At 49.8% G+C, this 14,690-nt stretch carries 10 protein-coding genes; 5 read left to right on the top strand and 5 right to left on the bottom strand.

Annotated features, from left to right (window positions below; all coding sequences use genetic code 11):
- Positions 1-24: 24 nt before the first annotated feature.
- A complete protein-coding gene (locus J1C60_RS09215) occupies positions 25-582 on the bottom strand; it encodes a carboxymuconolactone decarboxylase family protein (RefSeq protein ID WP_128174462.1) in 558 nt (185 codons plus the stop codon).
- Between the two features lie 115 nt (positions 583-697).
- Here J1C60_RS09215 and J1C60_RS09220 point away from each other — a divergent pair, with 115 nt between their 5' ends.
- The gene (locus J1C60_RS09220) at positions 698-1,612 is read left to right on the top strand and encodes an AraC family transcriptional regulator (protein ID WP_128174461.1); all 915 of its coding nucleotides are present in this window, start codon (positions 698-700) and stop codon (positions 1,610-1,612) included.
- Positions 1,613-1,709: 97 nt separating this feature from the next.
- On the opposite strand, the gene J1C60_RS09225 is transcribed toward J1C60_RS09220, so the two are convergent.
- Positions 1,710-3,740: a choline transporter gene (locus J1C60_RS09225; protein ID WP_128174459.1), complete on the bottom strand. Its 2,031-nt coding sequence runs from the start codon at positions 3,738-3,740 to the stop codon at positions 1,710-1,712.
- A gap of 170 nt (positions 3,741-3,910) precedes the next feature.
- On the opposite strand from J1C60_RS09225, the gene betI reads away from it, so the two are divergent.
- Genes betI through betA form a run of 3 tightly spaced genes read left to right on the top strand, consistent with a single transcriptional unit; the run spans position 3,911 to position 7,695 of the window.
- Positions 3,911-4,507: a transcriptional regulator BetI gene (gene betI / locus J1C60_RS09230; protein ID WP_128174457.1), complete on the top strand. Its 597-nt coding sequence runs from the start codon at positions 3,911-3,913 to the stop codon at positions 4,505-4,507.
- Positions 4,508-4,520: 13 nt separating this feature from the next.
- Positions 4,521-5,993 carry a betaine-aldehyde dehydrogenase gene (betB, locus tag J1C60_RS09235; protein ID WP_128174455.1) on the top strand — a complete coding sequence of 491 codons (1,473 nt, stop codon included), beginning with the start codon at positions 4,521-4,523 and terminating at the stop codon, positions 5,991-5,993.
- 25 nt (positions 5,994-6,018) lie between these two features.
- On the top strand, positions 6,019-7,695 hold the full coding sequence (betA, locus tag J1C60_RS09240) for a choline dehydrogenase (protein WP_128174453.1): 1,677 nt from the start codon (positions 6,019-6,021) through the stop codon (positions 7,693-7,695).
- A gap of 123 nt (positions 7,696-7,818) precedes the next feature.
- Here the strand turns inward: betA and J1C60_RS09245 are convergent, their stop codons facing one another.
- Both J1C60_RS09245 and J1C60_RS09250 read right to left on the bottom strand, forming a co-directional pair.
- Positions 7,819-8,871 (bottom strand): hypothetical protein, encoded by a 1,053-nt coding sequence (locus tag J1C60_RS09245; protein ID WP_128174451.1) that lies wholly within the window; start codon positions 8,869-8,871, stop codon positions 7,819-7,821.
- Between the two features lie 207 nt (positions 8,872-9,078).
- A complete protein-coding gene (locus J1C60_RS09250; protein WP_128174449.1) occupies positions 9,079-10,296 on the bottom strand; it encodes an MFS transporter in 1,218 nt (405 codons plus the stop codon).
- Between the two features lie 109 nt (positions 10,297-10,405).
- On the opposite strand from J1C60_RS09250, the gene J1C60_RS09255 reads away from it, so the two are divergent.
- Entirely contained in the window at positions 10,406-11,344 is a 939-nt protein-coding gene (locus tag J1C60_RS09255; RefSeq protein ID WP_128174447.1) for a LysR family transcriptional regulator, read from the top strand.
- Positions 11,345-11,389: 45 nt separating this feature from the next.
- Here J1C60_RS09255 and J1C60_RS09260 read toward each other — a convergent pair whose 3' ends face one another.
- Positions 11,390-14,170, bottom strand: a complete 2,781-nt coding sequence (locus J1C60_RS09260) for a flavocytochrome c (RefSeq protein ID WP_128174445.1) — start codon at positions 14,168-14,170, stop codon at positions 11,390-11,392.
- Between the last annotated feature and the right edge of the window lie 520 nt (positions 14,171-14,690).

Below are 14,690 nucleotides of genomic sequence, written 5' to 3' on the forward strand. Positions count from 1 at the left end.
TCCTGTAAAGAGTAAGATGCGCGACTACTGATTATTATCCCATTCCCAGCGGCTAAGCTCGGCGTTGAGCGGTGTTTGCGCAAAACTATTGGCGAAGTTGCACAGTGTTGCCAGGCTGACGCCCAGAATGACATCGAGCGCCTGCTGCTGATCAAATCCAGCCTGATGGAAGGCCTGATACTCAGCGTCACTGACCGCACCACGTTTCAGGATAACCGCACGGGTAAAGGCGGCAACAGCCTCAAGGCGCGCATCGGGTAACCTTTGCTGCTGACGTAATGCAAGAAGGTCGGCTTCATTCATTAATGCTTTCTTTTCCACCGTAGCGCTATGACCAGCGACGCAAAAACCACAGCCATGGAGTGTGGCCGCAACGAGTTGCACCACTTCTCTTTCTGAGGCGCTCAGGCTGTTTTTGCTGTTAATACCCGAAACTGTGATATAGGTATTAATTGATTCGGGTGAATTGGCTAATGCTGCCAGTAGATTGGGAATAAATCCCGATTGTTTTTTTGCATTTTCCAGAAAAGGCCGTGAAGCTTCAGGTGCGCTTTCGATAGTATGCAGTATCGTTCTTGACATGATGTTATCTCGCTTATGTAAGGGAGGATTCAGTATCATCAACTTAATTGTCCTTCTCAATGCCGCCAGCGCATGATGTTTTGCTCAAACGTCTTTTTCTTAGAATGATTTTAATATGAAAAATAATGATTGGTTATTAGCACATTTGGGTGTCGAAAGTTCCATATTTCACGTTGGAAAATATTGCGGCAGCTGGCAAACCAGCGCGGCTGGCTTTTCACGAGCAAGTTTCCACATAGTCACCGAGGGTGATTGCTGGCTCCACCTTGATAAAACCTCTTCTGCACACAGGCTTGCGCGTGGGGATGTTTTGTTTATGTTGCGCGACATCCCCTTTATTTTATCCAGTGGTAAAACGCGTGATGAAGCTTCCAGAATAGGACGAAAAGAGATGTTGCCAATAGCGCACACGCAGGACGCTGGAACCGGTCTGATATGTGGATTTTTTCATTTCAGTTCGACGATGACGCCGATAATACTTTCTGTCCTGCCATCCTGGATAATATTACGCGCTCAGGATGTGGAAAGTAATAATGTGCGGAAAATAATTGATCTGTTATATGAAGAAACATATAACAGATCGCATCCGAGTGAGAGTGTATTATCCCGGATGGCGGAAATTTTACTTTTTCTTGCGCTGCGCCAATATACGGAAACGACACCATTACCTGAAACGTTATATACGCTAAAAAATAGACCGGATTTTCTGCCCCTACTGGCGCAAATAGCACTTGACCCTGTGCGGGAATGGACACTCTCTGAAATGGCCGCGGCAATGGGCATGTCGCGGGCGCATTTTAGCAAGCGTTTCACGGAAAGTTCAGGTTATACACCTGGTGAGGCACTGCGTATCATGCGTATGTCGTTGGCGTGTCAAAAGTTACAGAGAGGAGAGAGCTTGCAGAGGGTGGCCGACGATGTCGGATATCAGTCACTTTCAGCTTTTAGCCGCGCTTTTCAGAGAACCATCGGTCAGTTACCCGGAGAGTACCGCAAGCAGCACGATCGCTCACTGCATATAAAAGATTAAGGACGTTGGGGTATCTCGGAAAGCGCGTCATTATGCGCTTTAGAAAGTAAAGAAGCCGGGCGGGAATCTTACTCCGCCCGGAGAAGTGAGTAATGGATCAGATATCCGGGAAGCTCAGGTTATTGCCCGGCGCTTCACGATTCAGATGGATAAAGTTCAGATGGCGTTCATACTGATCGAGAATATCAATAATCACCTGATCTTTAGTGTAATCCATAAGATCATTGCCCTGGCTGCCCTCCAACAGAAAAGTTTCCAGCCGGTAATAGGTTGACTTACCGCTACGTGCGCGATAGGTGAATCCTGGTACAGAATACTGCTGTGGCCAAACCTGATAAATAAAGTCCTGCTCTTCACCAAGGTGCACCCGAAGGTCCAGGTGTCCCAGGTTTTCACCTTCATCCGGCGGCATACTTTCAAGATGGACTTTACCGCCACGCAGTTGCAGCTCCTTCGCCACATCCTCCATTGCCGGATACACTACGCTTGCCATCATTTCGCGGGTATAGCGGGTGCCTGGATAATTCATCAGGCGTGACAGTCTTTTCTTCCAGCTCAGACGATCATGTCCGGTGGCCAGATAAGGGGCGGTATCACGCGTGGCGCTGACGCGACGATAGTCTTCTACCTTCAGCGACTTATACAGGCCTGCCATCACAAAGAAGATCACAAAACTGAATGGCAGCCCCATTATCACCGTGGCATTTTGCAACGCGGTAATTCCGTTGGTCGACAACATTCCTAATGTTAATACCCCAATAGTGACAGACCAGAAAATCCGCAGCCAGTTGGGCGCATCGCTATTGATGTCCTTCAGCTTTGAGGTGAAGTTGCCCAACACCAGCGAGCCAGAATCTGCTGAAGTGACATAGAACAGCAGCCCGGTAATAGTGGCGACCGAAGCACTAAAGGTGAAACCGGGATACTGCGCCAGCAAGCTATAAAACCCGCGCTCTGCATGGGCCATCACTTCCTGGGCAAATGCCGTATTACCATGAATGATTTCATACAGCGCGGCATTACCGAATACTGAAAGCCACAAAAGGGTAAAGGTGAAAGGAATAATCAGCGTGCCAAGAACAAACTCACGGATGGTACGACCGCGTGAAATACGGGCGAGGAACAGCCCGACGAATGGAGACCAGGCAACCCACCATGCCCAGAAGAAGAGCGTCCAGCTGTTCATCCACTCTGTTGGACGATCAAAGGCGAAAGTATTTAACGTCATACCCATAAAGCGGTTGACGTAATCACCCACGTTCAACACCAGCGCGTTGAGTAAGAACTCCGTATTGCCGAAGAACAATACAAACAGTATGAGTCCAAGCGCCAGCGCAACATTGAGTTCAGAAAGGATACGAATCCCTTTGTCCACGCCCGATACCACGGAAATAGTGGCAATGATAACCGAAAGAACAATTAACCCGGCCTGAGCAGCCAGTCCTTCCGGAATATCAAAGAGCACCTTCAGTCCATAGTTAAGCTGTACTACGCCAATGCCCAGCGTCGTGGCGATACCAAAGATGGTGCCGATGACGGCAGCAATATCAACAGAGTGGCCAATAGGCCCGTAGATACGCTTGCCAAAAATAGGGTAGAGCGCTGAACGGATCGTGAGCGGCAAATTATAACGATAGCTAAAGTACCCCAGCGCAATCCCCATCAGGGCATACATTGACCAGCCGGTTAGTCCGTAGTGGAACAGCGTCCAGACCATCGCCTGGCGTGCGGCTTCAAGCGTTTGCCCCGCGCCTTCCGGTGGTTGCATATACTGCGTTACCGGCTCCGCGACGGAGAAAAACATCAGGTCAATACCAATGCCGGCGGCAAACAGCATGGCCGCCCAGCTCAATACGCTGAATTCGGGTTTTGACTGTTCCGGACCCAGTTTGATTGAACCAAAACGGGAACAGGCCATAAACAGAACAAAGATGATATAGAGCGTGGCTGCCAGCATGTAGTACCAGCCAAAAGTGGCTGAAACCCAGTTTACCGCGCGCAGGATCCAGCGTGCGGAGAGATCGCTGTACAAAATCGTCATCAGGGAAAATAACAAAATCAGCCCGGCGGAAGTGTAGAAAACCACGGGGTTGATTTTGTCTTTTTCACTGGAAGGTGGATTAGTCATCAATTGCCTCTGGTTGAAATTACAACAAATTACATGAGTGGAATAGCCGGGTGGAAATCCATTAACCAAACTATATTCACTGTATACATATTAACAACATTTTTTTTATATTGAACGAACAATCAAAAAAAGTTTAAATAGAGACACAGAATATTTGTGGAGTTGGGGTTATGCCCAAGGTAGGAATGCAGCCGATTCGGCGTCGGCAACTGATTGATGCAACGCTGAGCACGATTAACGAGGTTGGGTTGAATTACGCCACCATTGCCCAGATCGCTAAGCGTGCGGGCGTATCAACCGGCATTATCAGTCACTACTTTAAGGACAAGAACGGGCTGCTTGAAGCCACGATGCGAGATGTGACTCGCCAACTGCGAGATGCGGTTGCGATACGGTTGGCTTCATTGCAGGGGGCCAGTGCAGAAGCGCGATTGTGTGCCATTGTTGAAGGGAACTTTGACGAAACGCAGGTCCACAGCGCGGCGATGAAAGCCTGGCTTGATTTTTGGTCCAGCAGCATGCATCAACCCCAGCTCAATCGGCTGGAACGCGTCAGCAGTGGACGTCTGTTGAGCACATTAATCTTTGAGTTTAAAAAAGACCTTTCGCAAGAGGAGGCGCGTTTAGCCGGTTACGGTTTGGCCGCAATGATCGATGGTTTATGGCTTCGCGCCGCACTGAGCGGCAAACCGTTTGATCAACGGGTCGCCAGAAAACTGACGACCCAATTTATCCGCCAGCAGTTGGCTGACGTGAAAAAAAACTGACGAAGGAGAAATAATGACCCAATTCGCAGAACAGAAGTTATACATCGATGGTGCTTACGTTGCTGCCCAAAGCGGTGAAACGTTTGAAACAATCAACCCGGTAAACGGTGAAGTGCTGGCGAAAGTCCATGCTGCGGGTGCTGAAGATGTAGAACGCGCTGTTACCGCAGCGAAAAAAGGCCAAAAAATCTGGTCGTCTATGACGGCGATGGCGCGCTCACGTATCCTCCGTCGCGTCGTTGATATTTTGCGCGATCGCAATGACGAACTGGCCGAGCTGGAAACGCTGGATACGGGCAAACCGCTAAGCGAAACCACCAGTGTGGACATCGTCACCGGTGCAGATGTGCTGGAATACTACGCGGGTCTTGCGCCAGCACTGGAAGGTGAACAAATTCCTCTGCGCGAAAGTTCGTTTGTTTATACCCGCCGTGAACCGCTGGGTATTGTTGCCGCTATCGGCGCATGGAACTATCCCATCCAGATCGCCTTGTGGAAATCAGCACCGGCACTGGCAGCGGGCAACGCGGTGATTTTCAAACCAAGCGAAGTCACCCCGCTGACCGCGTTAAAACTGGCTGAAATCTATAGCGAGGCGGGCTTGCCTGACGGGGTGTTTAATGTCCTGCCCGGTACCGGTGCCGTCACGGGTCAATTGCTGACTGAGCATCCAAGCATTAATAAAGTTTCTTTCACCGGCGGGGTCGCCAGTGGCAAGAAGGTGATGGCGAATGCCGCAGGTTCAACGTTGAAAGACGTCACCATGGAGCTGGGCGGAAAATCGCCATTAATCATTTTTGAGGATGCTGACCTCGACCAGGCCGCCGATATTGCGATGATGGCGAACTTTTATAGTTCCGGTCAGGTTTGCACTAATGGCACGCGTGTCTTTATCCATGCCAGCCAGAAAACAGCGTTTGAAGAAAAAATTGCTCTCCGCGTGGCGCGTATCCGCGCTGGCGATTTGCGCGATCCACAAACCAATTTTGGCCCAATGGTGAGTTTTACCCATCGCGATAGCGTAATGCGCTATATCGACACGGGTATTAAAGAGGGTGCCCGCCTGCTTACTGGCGGTAAGCGGCTGACCGGTAAAGGATTTGACGAAGGGGCTTGGGTGGCGCCCACGGTGTTCACCGATTGTCACGACGAGATGACCATTGTACGTGAAGAGATCTTTGGTCCGGTGATGTCGATCCTGAGCTGGGAGACAGAAGAAGAGGTGATTCGTCGCGCGAACGACACGGATTTCGGCCTTGCGGCCGGGATTGTCACCCGCGATGTGAATCGTGCTCACCGGGTGATTCATCAGATTGAAGCCGGTATCTGCTGGGTGAATACCTGGGGCGAATCTGCCGCGGAAATGCCGGTTGGCGGCTATAAACACTCGGGTGTCGGGCGTGAAAATGGGCTGATGACATTACAGAATTATACCCAGGTAAAATCGGTACAAATCGAGTTAGCACCTTTTCAGTCTGTATTTTGATTCACTTAACCTGAGGAGAAAATTAATGGAATATGATTACATTATTATTGGAGCCGGATCCGCAGGAAATGTTCTCGCGACACGTCTGACCGAAGACAGTGAAACCCGTGTGCTGCTGCTGGAAGCGGGTGGCCCGGATTACCGTCTTGATTTCCGTACGCAGATGCCCGCTGCGCTGGCATATCCGCTGCAGGGAAAACGTTATAACTGGGCCTATCTTACTGAACCTGAGCCTTATATGAATAACCGCCGCATGGAGTGCGGCCGGGGTAAAGGCCTGGGCGGCTCGTCCCTGATCAATGGTATGTGTTACATCCGTGGCAATGCGATGGACCTTGATAACTGGGCCAGCGAGTTTGGCCTGGCAACCTGGAGCTACCTTGATTGTCTGCCGTACTACCGTAAAGCGGAAACGCGCGATATCGGGGCCAATGATTACCACGGTGGTGAAGGTCCGGTGTGTGTCACTACGCCGAAAGCAGGCAATAACCTGCTGTTTGAAGCGATGATCAAAGCGGGTGAACAAGCGGGTTATCCTCGCACCGATGATCTGAACGGCTATCAGCAGGAAGGGTTTGGTCCAATGGATCGTACCGTCACGCCGAATGGACGTCGCTCCAGTACCGCGCGAGGTTACCTGGATAGGGCAAAGGGCCGTTCCAACCTGAAAATTGTGACGCATGCGTTAACTAACCGCATTCTGTTTGAAGGCAAGCGTGCCGTCGGCGTCGAGTATCTGATCGGCGATAGCGACACGTTGTATAAGACGATGGCTAAAAAAGAAGTGCTGCTGTGCGCGGGGGCGATTGCCTCGCCGCAAATTTTGCAGCGATCCGGCGTGGGACCGTCAGAACTGCTGGCACGCTTTAATATCCCCGTTGTCCAGGATCTACCCGGTGTCGGTGAGAACCTTCAGGACCATCTTGAAATGTATCTCCAGTACGAGTGTAAGGAGCCGGTTTCACTTTATCCGGCCCTGAAATGGTGGAATCAGCCTAAAATCGGTGCAGAGTGGTTATTTAACGGTAGCGGTATTGGTGCCAGTAACCAGTTTGAGGGCGGCGGATTTATTCGCAGTCGGGAAGCGTTTGCCTGGCCAAATATCCAGTACCACTTTCTGCCGGTAGCGATTAACTACAATGGTACGAATGCGGTTGAAGAGCACGGTTTTCAGTGCCATGTGGGGTCTATGCGCTCACCGAGCCGCGGGCGCGTCCAGTTAAAATCGCTCGATCCCCGCCAGCATCCGAGCATTTTGTTCAACTATATGTCCCACGACCAGGACTGGCAGGAGTTCCGCGATGCGATTCGTATTACGCGTGAAATCATCAATCAGCCGGCGCTGGATCCCTACCGTGGCCGTGAAATTAGCCCGGGTACGGATTGCCAGACCGACGAGCAACTGGATGAGTTTGTCCGTAATCATGGTGAAACCGCGTATCACCCCTGCGGTACCTGTAAAATGGGGAATGATGAAATGGCCGTCGTGGACGCGGAAGGTCGCGTACATGGTATGCAAGGATTGCGCGTGGTAGATGCCTCAATCATGCCGTTAATTATTACCGGTAACCTTAATGCCACCACCATTATGATCGGTGAGAAGATTGCCGATAATATTCGTGGTCGTGACCCGTTACCACGCAGTACAGCCCGCTATTATGTCGCCGGTGATGCGCCAGCGCGGAAACAACCACAGCGTTAAACCTGTGAATTTGTGAACCCGTCAAACTAAACCGTGTGTATTGACAGATATCCAGTACACACGGTTTTATATTTGCCCGCAGGAAAAGAGGGCTCTCACACGGCTGTCGTTGCTTTAAGGTGCTTAGCGATAAAGTCGATTGGACATAAGTTCAACCAACGTATCTGCATAGTTTGCGTCGGGATCCTTAGTCAGACGTTTTCCATGGAGAGTTCGGGCCTGCAGATCAAAACTGGCACTCTCTTTCAGTCCGTCTTCCGCCAGTTTGGTTGTTTCATCACTATCCCACATTCTCCCCAGCCAGGGCATCGGAACGGTGATGTCTTCATTATAGGTTTTCATCGCAAGCTCGTTCTGCGTGGTCGATGTGCCAAGACTTGCATCCAGCGCGCTGACTTTTTCATTATATTCGTCATCCGGCAGCGATTCATATTGCGTAAGCTGCTGGGTGCGCTGCACATAGGTTCTGGCGTTTTTTTCACCAAACCCGAGCAGTATGCCAAGCTTTACTTCGTCAGTAAAAACTTGCGACGATCCATTAAAAATCGATGCCATCAGCTTATTAACGCTATCGGGGTCCTTTTTAATTCCCAGCGCATCCGCATTCGTGCTTATCGTCTCAAACATCGCTTTTTTGTTAATAACAAACGTCGCGTCATAAGGAGTACAAAGCTTATCGGCGGTGTATTTGACTACAGAGAAGTTTTCATTGAGATTCCGCCCCTGCTGAATGTTCTCCAGCGCGCTGGAAAGATCGCCTTGATTATCTGCGAGCACGCTATGATAACCCATATACGCGGGTTTACTTCCAAAGACGACATGGGCCAGTCCCTGTTCCAGCGTCGCCTGCAATAATGTTCTGACGCCGGGAAATTTTGCCTCCGGATATTTTATTCCCCCGGAAATAAACTGGTTAAAGACATTTTGCCGTTCTCCTTTGAGCGTCATTAACGTTCCTAATCGGGGGCCTGCGGGCAAATTAGTCTCCTGTGACAGTTTTGCCTGTAGCATATTTGCCTGAGCGTGTAACAGCGCACGCTTCCCTGGAGAGGAAAGATTTTCCGGTAAGTGTCGTTCGGCAGTCTGCTGGGATGAGGGGGGCGAAGGTTGAGTCTGATGATTGTCGCTTTCCGGCATGTGATTAACAGCCGTACTGTAGCCTGGAGTAATTTTCATTAGCTTATCGTTTATGAAAAGAGAGCGTGATTATAAAAATGTCAAAAATGGAATGTCAATTCGGTACATTCTCAAGTTGAACTGACGATACAGCTTCAAGATCAACGGGCAAATCGAAAGTCAGTACGGCGAGGAAAACGTGTTAACAGTCATTTCCAACACGAGATCATTTACGTACAGCCACTGAGCATGGCTGTACGTCGGACATTATGATTGTCTGGCGTGGGCTAAAGTACGAATAATCAGCGCCGCAATGGCGGCAACTGTCGCAAGTATCACGACACCTTCCCAGCCAAAGCCTTCCAGTACTTTGCTCCCCAGCGCCGAACCCACCGCCATACCAATAAATACCACGGTAAACATCACTGCAATAATGCGGCTGCGCGCGGCGGGATCGATAGCATAAATAATGCTCTGGTGTGCCACCAGCGTTGCCTGAATACCGAGGTCGAAACCAATGGCGCAGAGGGCAATGAGCGTCAATTGTGCCGGTACAGATAACACCGGTAGCAGTAGCATGAGTGCGAAAGAAACGACCACAATAAACGCACCGACCTTTGTCACGTAGTTTGGCCCGTGCCGATCGGCCAGGGCACCGGCTAATGGGGCAGCCAACGCTCCGGCAGCGCCAGCCAAGCCGTAGGCGCCCGCAACCGCACTGCCTAACTGATAGCGCTCAAACATCATCAGCGCCAGCGTGGACCAAAAAGCACTAAAGGCCACGGACAGTAGGCCTTGCGCCAGGGCGGCATAGCGTAAAGCGGCATGCTCAACCCAGAGCTTGCCAAGCGAGCGTAGCAGGGCAGGATAGCCTAACTGAGTCTGAGGATTAAACGCGGGGAGCATAAAGCGCATGAGCAGCGTAACGATTAATACCCCCAAAGCGGCCAGCCCATATACGCTACGCCAGCCAAAATACTCAGCGACAATGCCGCTAAATACTCGTGACAACAGTATCCCGGCGAGTAATCCTGTCATCACCATGCCAACCGTCTTACCGCGACGGCTTTCATGGGACAGGATCGCGGCGGCGGGGATAATATCCTGTGCCACCGTTGCCGTCAGCCCGATCGCCAGACTGCTTAGCAGTAATAAATGATAAGACGATGAAAAACCACACAGCAGCAGAGTGAGTGCCAGTAGCAACCCTTTCAGCAGGATAATGTGGCGACGATCATGACGATCACCCAACGGGGCGAGCAGCAGCAGTCCCAGCCCGTAGCCAATTTGCGTCAGCATCGGCACCATCCCGATCTCACCAATGCTGGTATGAAAGGTATGCCCCATATTACCCAGCATCGGTTGGCTGTAATAAATGGAAGCCACCGTTAATCCGCCCCCAACGGCCAGCAGAAACACTATTTTTTTAGGCAGCGCATTCTGTGTCGCGTCTGCGGTGCGTGTTGCAGGTGGTAATTGACTCATGGATGGTCCCGGTAAGTTAAAGATAGTCGTACTATGACGGGGCTATTCTGGTGATGATTGTATGCAAAGGGTAGTCAGCATACAGGTAATACTGTTATACATATAACGTATGAATAAAAATGTCTTTCAGCACGGCGATCGTATAACCCTGCTACACACCTTTATACGCATTGTTGAGAGCGGCAGTCTCTCTGCCGCAGCGTTACAAATAGGCGCATCCCAGCCAACAATAAGCCGGCGGCTTCAGGCACTGGAGCAGTTGCTTGGGGTAAAATTAATTCAGCGTACTACGCACAGTATGAAGCTCACAGAAGATGGTGAGCGGTGTTATCGCCACGCGCGTACCCTAATCGGAAACTGGCAAATTCTGGAAGCTGAGGTGAGCATCATGCGTGATGAGCCGGTAGGGATATTGCGTGTGCGGGCTCCGCACGCCTTCGGGCAGGATCAACTTATTGACCCGCTACGGGATTATCTGCGCCGCTATCCGCAAACCAGTATTGAATGGACGCTTAACGATCATTCGCCTGATTTTATTCCTGAAGGGATCGATTGTGCCATCCATGTTGGTAACGTGACCGACTCAGGCGTGGTTGCCGTGTTACTGGCCGAAGTGCCTCGTATTTTGGTTGCTGCGCCACAGTACACACCGGTTCATAGTGTTTCAGAACTTGCTCAATTGCCCTGGTTAGCGCTAAGCAACCTTTATCGAAACGAAATTACACTGCATCATCGAGCGACCGGAAAAGTCTGCAGTTTTAACATTGCACCGCGGCTCAGTACCGATAGTTTATATGCCGTACGTAAAGGGGTGTTAAGCGGAATGGGGGTGGCGATGGTATCGTCATGGATCGTAAAAGAAGATTTGGCAAACGGGGAGTTGCAGCAGGTTTTACCGGAATGGCAAGCTCCGCCGTTGCCGATTTATCTGCTGTATCCTTACGCCAGTTTCTATCCTACGCGGTTACGTAAGTTTCTTGATCTGATGAAAGAGGTGATGCCAGGTATTATTGGCACCCAACCTCCGGAACGAAAAGGGACCTCGTGAGTACACGCCGCGCCCCTCCGTGCGCGCGGCGATCGGTGAAGACCTTTAGTTGGCCAACGCGTACTCTGCCGCGTTACGACCGGCAAGAATACCGAAAATGATGATATCGGCAACGGCATTCCCGCCAATACGGTTTGCACCGTGAATACCGCCCACCACTTCACCGGCTGCCCAGGCACCTCTGATAGGCTGTTTTTGACTGTCAAGCACGGCGGTATCGATGTTAATCGTGACACCGCCCATCGTGTGATGCACACCGGGAGCAATCAAAATGCCATAAAACGGGGCTTGGTTAAGCGGGTGACGTAGCGCAGTCTTACGGCCAAAATCTTCATCATCCTGCTTTTCGACAAACTGGTTATATCGCTCAAGGGTTGCCGCAAGGCTATTTTGATCCATATTCAGTTTGACAGCCAACTCCTCAACGGTTGGGGCGCTGACAACGAAACCTTTGGCAAGATATTCATCGGCTGCTTTATTATTTAACCGAACCTGCTCGTCAAAAATAACCCAGGCGCTTTTCTCCGGTAGAGCAATAATTTCAGCGGAGACTTTATCGCGGGTTTCCATCTCGTTGTAAAAACGTTTACCTGCCTGGCTGACCAGAATAGCGCCGCCACCGCGAATCGATTCGGAAATCAGGTATGACGTGGTTTGCTCCACGGTAGGGTGAATCTGAATTTCGCCCATATCCACGGTATCCGCGCCAATCTTCTGCAACATAGCGATGCCGCTGCCGGTAGCCCCTTTATGGTTGGTGGTCACAAAACCATCCAACTCCGGACGATACTTCACGACCAATTCGCGGTTGGCACTGAAACCACCGGTAGAAACAATGACACTTTTTGCATTCAGGATGCGGCTGTCGTTATATTCATCGACCACTTTAACCCCGGTAACGACACCGTCCTCAAACAGAATTTCCGCAACGGACGTTTCCAGCAGTACCTCAATATTGCGCTTATTAATATTTTTCACCAGCCCACTAATCAGGAAACCACCGACAGCAGAGCGGTCAGCTGGGCGGTGAGTACGATCAATGCTCATCCCACCGGTGATGGTGATATCGTTGAGCGCAATACCGTTGCCGTCCAGCCATTCAATGGCGTCAGGTGCCAGTTCAACAAACTCTCTCAATAATTCAGGATTGTTTTTAAATTTGCCGCCTTTCAGCGTCTCGTCATAAAACAGCTCTTTGCTGTCTTCAATACCCTTCATTTTCTGAAAGCGTGTCTCTGCCGCGTTCATTCCAACCGATGCCTTAATGGTGTTGCCACCGATAGTTGGCATTTTTTCAATAATGACGACGTGAGCCCCGGCATCACTGGCCTGAATTGCTGCAGCCAGGCCTGCGCCGCCGCTGCCAACGACAACGACATCATAGTTTTGCGGCGCCTGAGGATTACCGCCTTCTTCAATAACGTGTTCTTTACTGGACGTTGCCAGCGCGCGCGAGACCGCTTTTTTCAGTGCTTCACTTTGCGTAGTGGCGCCGGTAATTGCATCAACGTGCGGGCTGTTAGCAACCAGAATGCGCGAACGGAGGCTTTCAAAGGTGGTAGTAAAATCAACGTCAAGCGTATCGTCCGGAACCAGAATGATATCGGTAATACGGTCGGTATCCAGGGTAACGTTAATTTTCAGCTTCAGCGCTTCAGCTTCCACTTTCTCCTGGTATACACCGGCTTTGTATTTACGTCCGGTGGCGCTTACATCACGGATCATTGCATCAACCAGTGAAAAACGCCACAAGGGTTCCGGGATGGTCAATGCTTCACGGCGGGTACTATCAATAAAAAGTTCAAGGCTATCGTTTTTGATAATACGATCGGCCCAGTCCGGATAGGCAATGCAGGCTTTACCGATGGCAACCAGATCATAGCCCTGTTGCAGCGCGTTCTCGGCGTCCGCTTTATTCACCACGCCACCCACACCGATCACCGGGACTTTTGCCAATGTTTCTGAACACATGGCTCGGTATTTTTCAATCAGGGGTGTCGGATCATTGATATCAACAATAGAAGAGCGAAGCAGTTGGCCAACGGAAAAATGCACATAGTCCAGCCCGCGAGCGGCCAGCTTCTCCAGCAGGTACATTGTGTCATCGAAGCGAATGCCGGGAACTTCAATTTCTTCTGGTGAAAAACGATAGCCTATAATAAATGACGCATCGGCAAAACGTTCTGCCATTTTATGCGTAATTTCCAGAACTTCCAGCGGGAAACGCGCACGATTATCGCGACTACCGCCCCATTTGTCGTCACGTTGGTTGGAGTTTGGCGAATAAAACTGCTGAATTAAGTAGGTGTTGGCACCATGAATTTCAACACCATCAAATCCAGCTTTAATCGCACGGTTTACCGCATCGCCAAATTTCGTGATCATCACGTCGACTTCTTCAGCCGTCAGGGCTTGCGGTGTGGTTGCACCTTCGCGCGGCGCGGCGATAGCGCTGGGCGCGACCGGAGTTTTACCACCAATTAATTCTGGCTCGACCATCCTGCCGCCGTGATAAATCTGCAGAATAGCTTTTGACCCTTTTGATTTAATCGCATCAGCAATTTTCGCCAATCCCGGGATTTTATTATCACTGTCAATACCAATCGCACCCGGGAAAGCCGGGCCTTTGGTATCGATAAAGCAGCACTCAACAATAACACTACCAATGCTGCCGGCACGAGAACGGTAATACTCCACCAATTCGCTGGTGACCGTACCATCATAAAATCCAGTACAGGTCGTCATGGGCGCCATCAACAGGCGGTTTTTCAGTACCGCGCCATTCGGCAGAGTGAGCGGATTAAGAATCGGGGTGAGAGTATTCATTTATGGTCAACTCCAAAGCAATTAAAAATCTTGAATTCTGCAGTAAACATGTTAGCTTTCATTTGTTTCAGCCGTACTGTATCGTATTGTTAATGTAACAGTTTTAGATAACTATAATAGAGTAATTTAATTGTTTGACTTTTCGCCTTCTGTAGGTTAACGGTCGAATTCAAATGATATTAATATCGCCTTTGCCCACAGGGCAACATTCGAAGAAAGCAACATTTATTTCTACATTAAAATTAAAATAATCATAGTAAGTCAATAGCCTGTTGTAGATTTGCATCTTTATAAATGCGAGCTAAAATGCGATAAGATAAATACATGTGAATTGTAACATCACATTTCTAATAAAACTTACGATATCTTAACATGTTGTTTTTGAAAATTTTTCATAAGATCATTATTTTAATAACCATATAGAATAGCTCGAACTTATCTTTGCAGATAAAATATATGAATAGTTACTCATGTAAAAACAAAAATATTTAAAACCGTTGCGCAGCCTTCTGTTAATAGC

This window comes from [Pantoea] beijingensis (assembly GCF_022647505.1).
Classification (GTDB): Bacteria; Pseudomonadota; Gammaproteobacteria; order Enterobacterales; family Enterobacteriaceae; genus Erwinia; species Erwinia beijingensis.

What these genes read in the sequence shown, in the direction of transcription:
- J1C60_RS09215 (WP_128174462.1), bottom strand. Translation starts at nt 582, where the DNA reads ATGTCAAGAACGATACTGCATACTATCGAAAGCGCACCTGAAGCTTCA.
- J1C60_RS09220 (WP_128174461.1), top strand. Translation starts at nt 698, where the DNA reads ATGAAAAATAATGATTGGTTATTAGCACATTTGGGTGTCGAAAGTTCC.
- J1C60_RS09225 (WP_128174459.1), bottom strand. Translation starts at nt 3,740, where the DNA reads ATGACTAATCCACCTTCCAGTGAAAAAGACAAAATCAACCCCGTGGTT.
- betI (WP_128174457.1), top strand. Translation starts at nt 3,911, where the DNA reads ATGCCCAAGGTAGGAATGCAGCCGATTCGGCGTCGGCAACTGATTGAT.
- betB (WP_128174455.1), top strand. Translation starts at nt 4,521, where the DNA reads ATGACCCAATTCGCAGAACAGAAGTTATACATCGATGGTGCTTACGTT.
- betA (WP_128174453.1), top strand. Translation starts at nt 6,019, where the DNA reads ATGGAATATGATTACATTATTATTGGAGCCGGATCCGCAGGAAATGTT.
- J1C60_RS09245 (WP_128174451.1), bottom strand. Translation starts at nt 8,871, where the DNA reads ATGAAAATTACTCCAGGCTACAGTACGGCTGTTAATCACATGCCGGAA.
- J1C60_RS09250 (WP_128174449.1), bottom strand. Translation starts at nt 10,296, where the DNA reads ATGAGTCAATTACCACCTGCAACACGCACCGCAGACGCGACACAGAAT.
- J1C60_RS09255 (WP_128174447.1), top strand. Translation starts at nt 10,406, where the DNA reads ATGAATAAAAATGTCTTTCAGCACGGCGATCGTATAACCCTGCTACAC.
- J1C60_RS09260 (WP_128174445.1), bottom strand. Translation starts at nt 14,170, where the DNA reads ATGAATACTCTCACCCCGATTCTTAATCCGCTCACTCTGCCGAATGGC.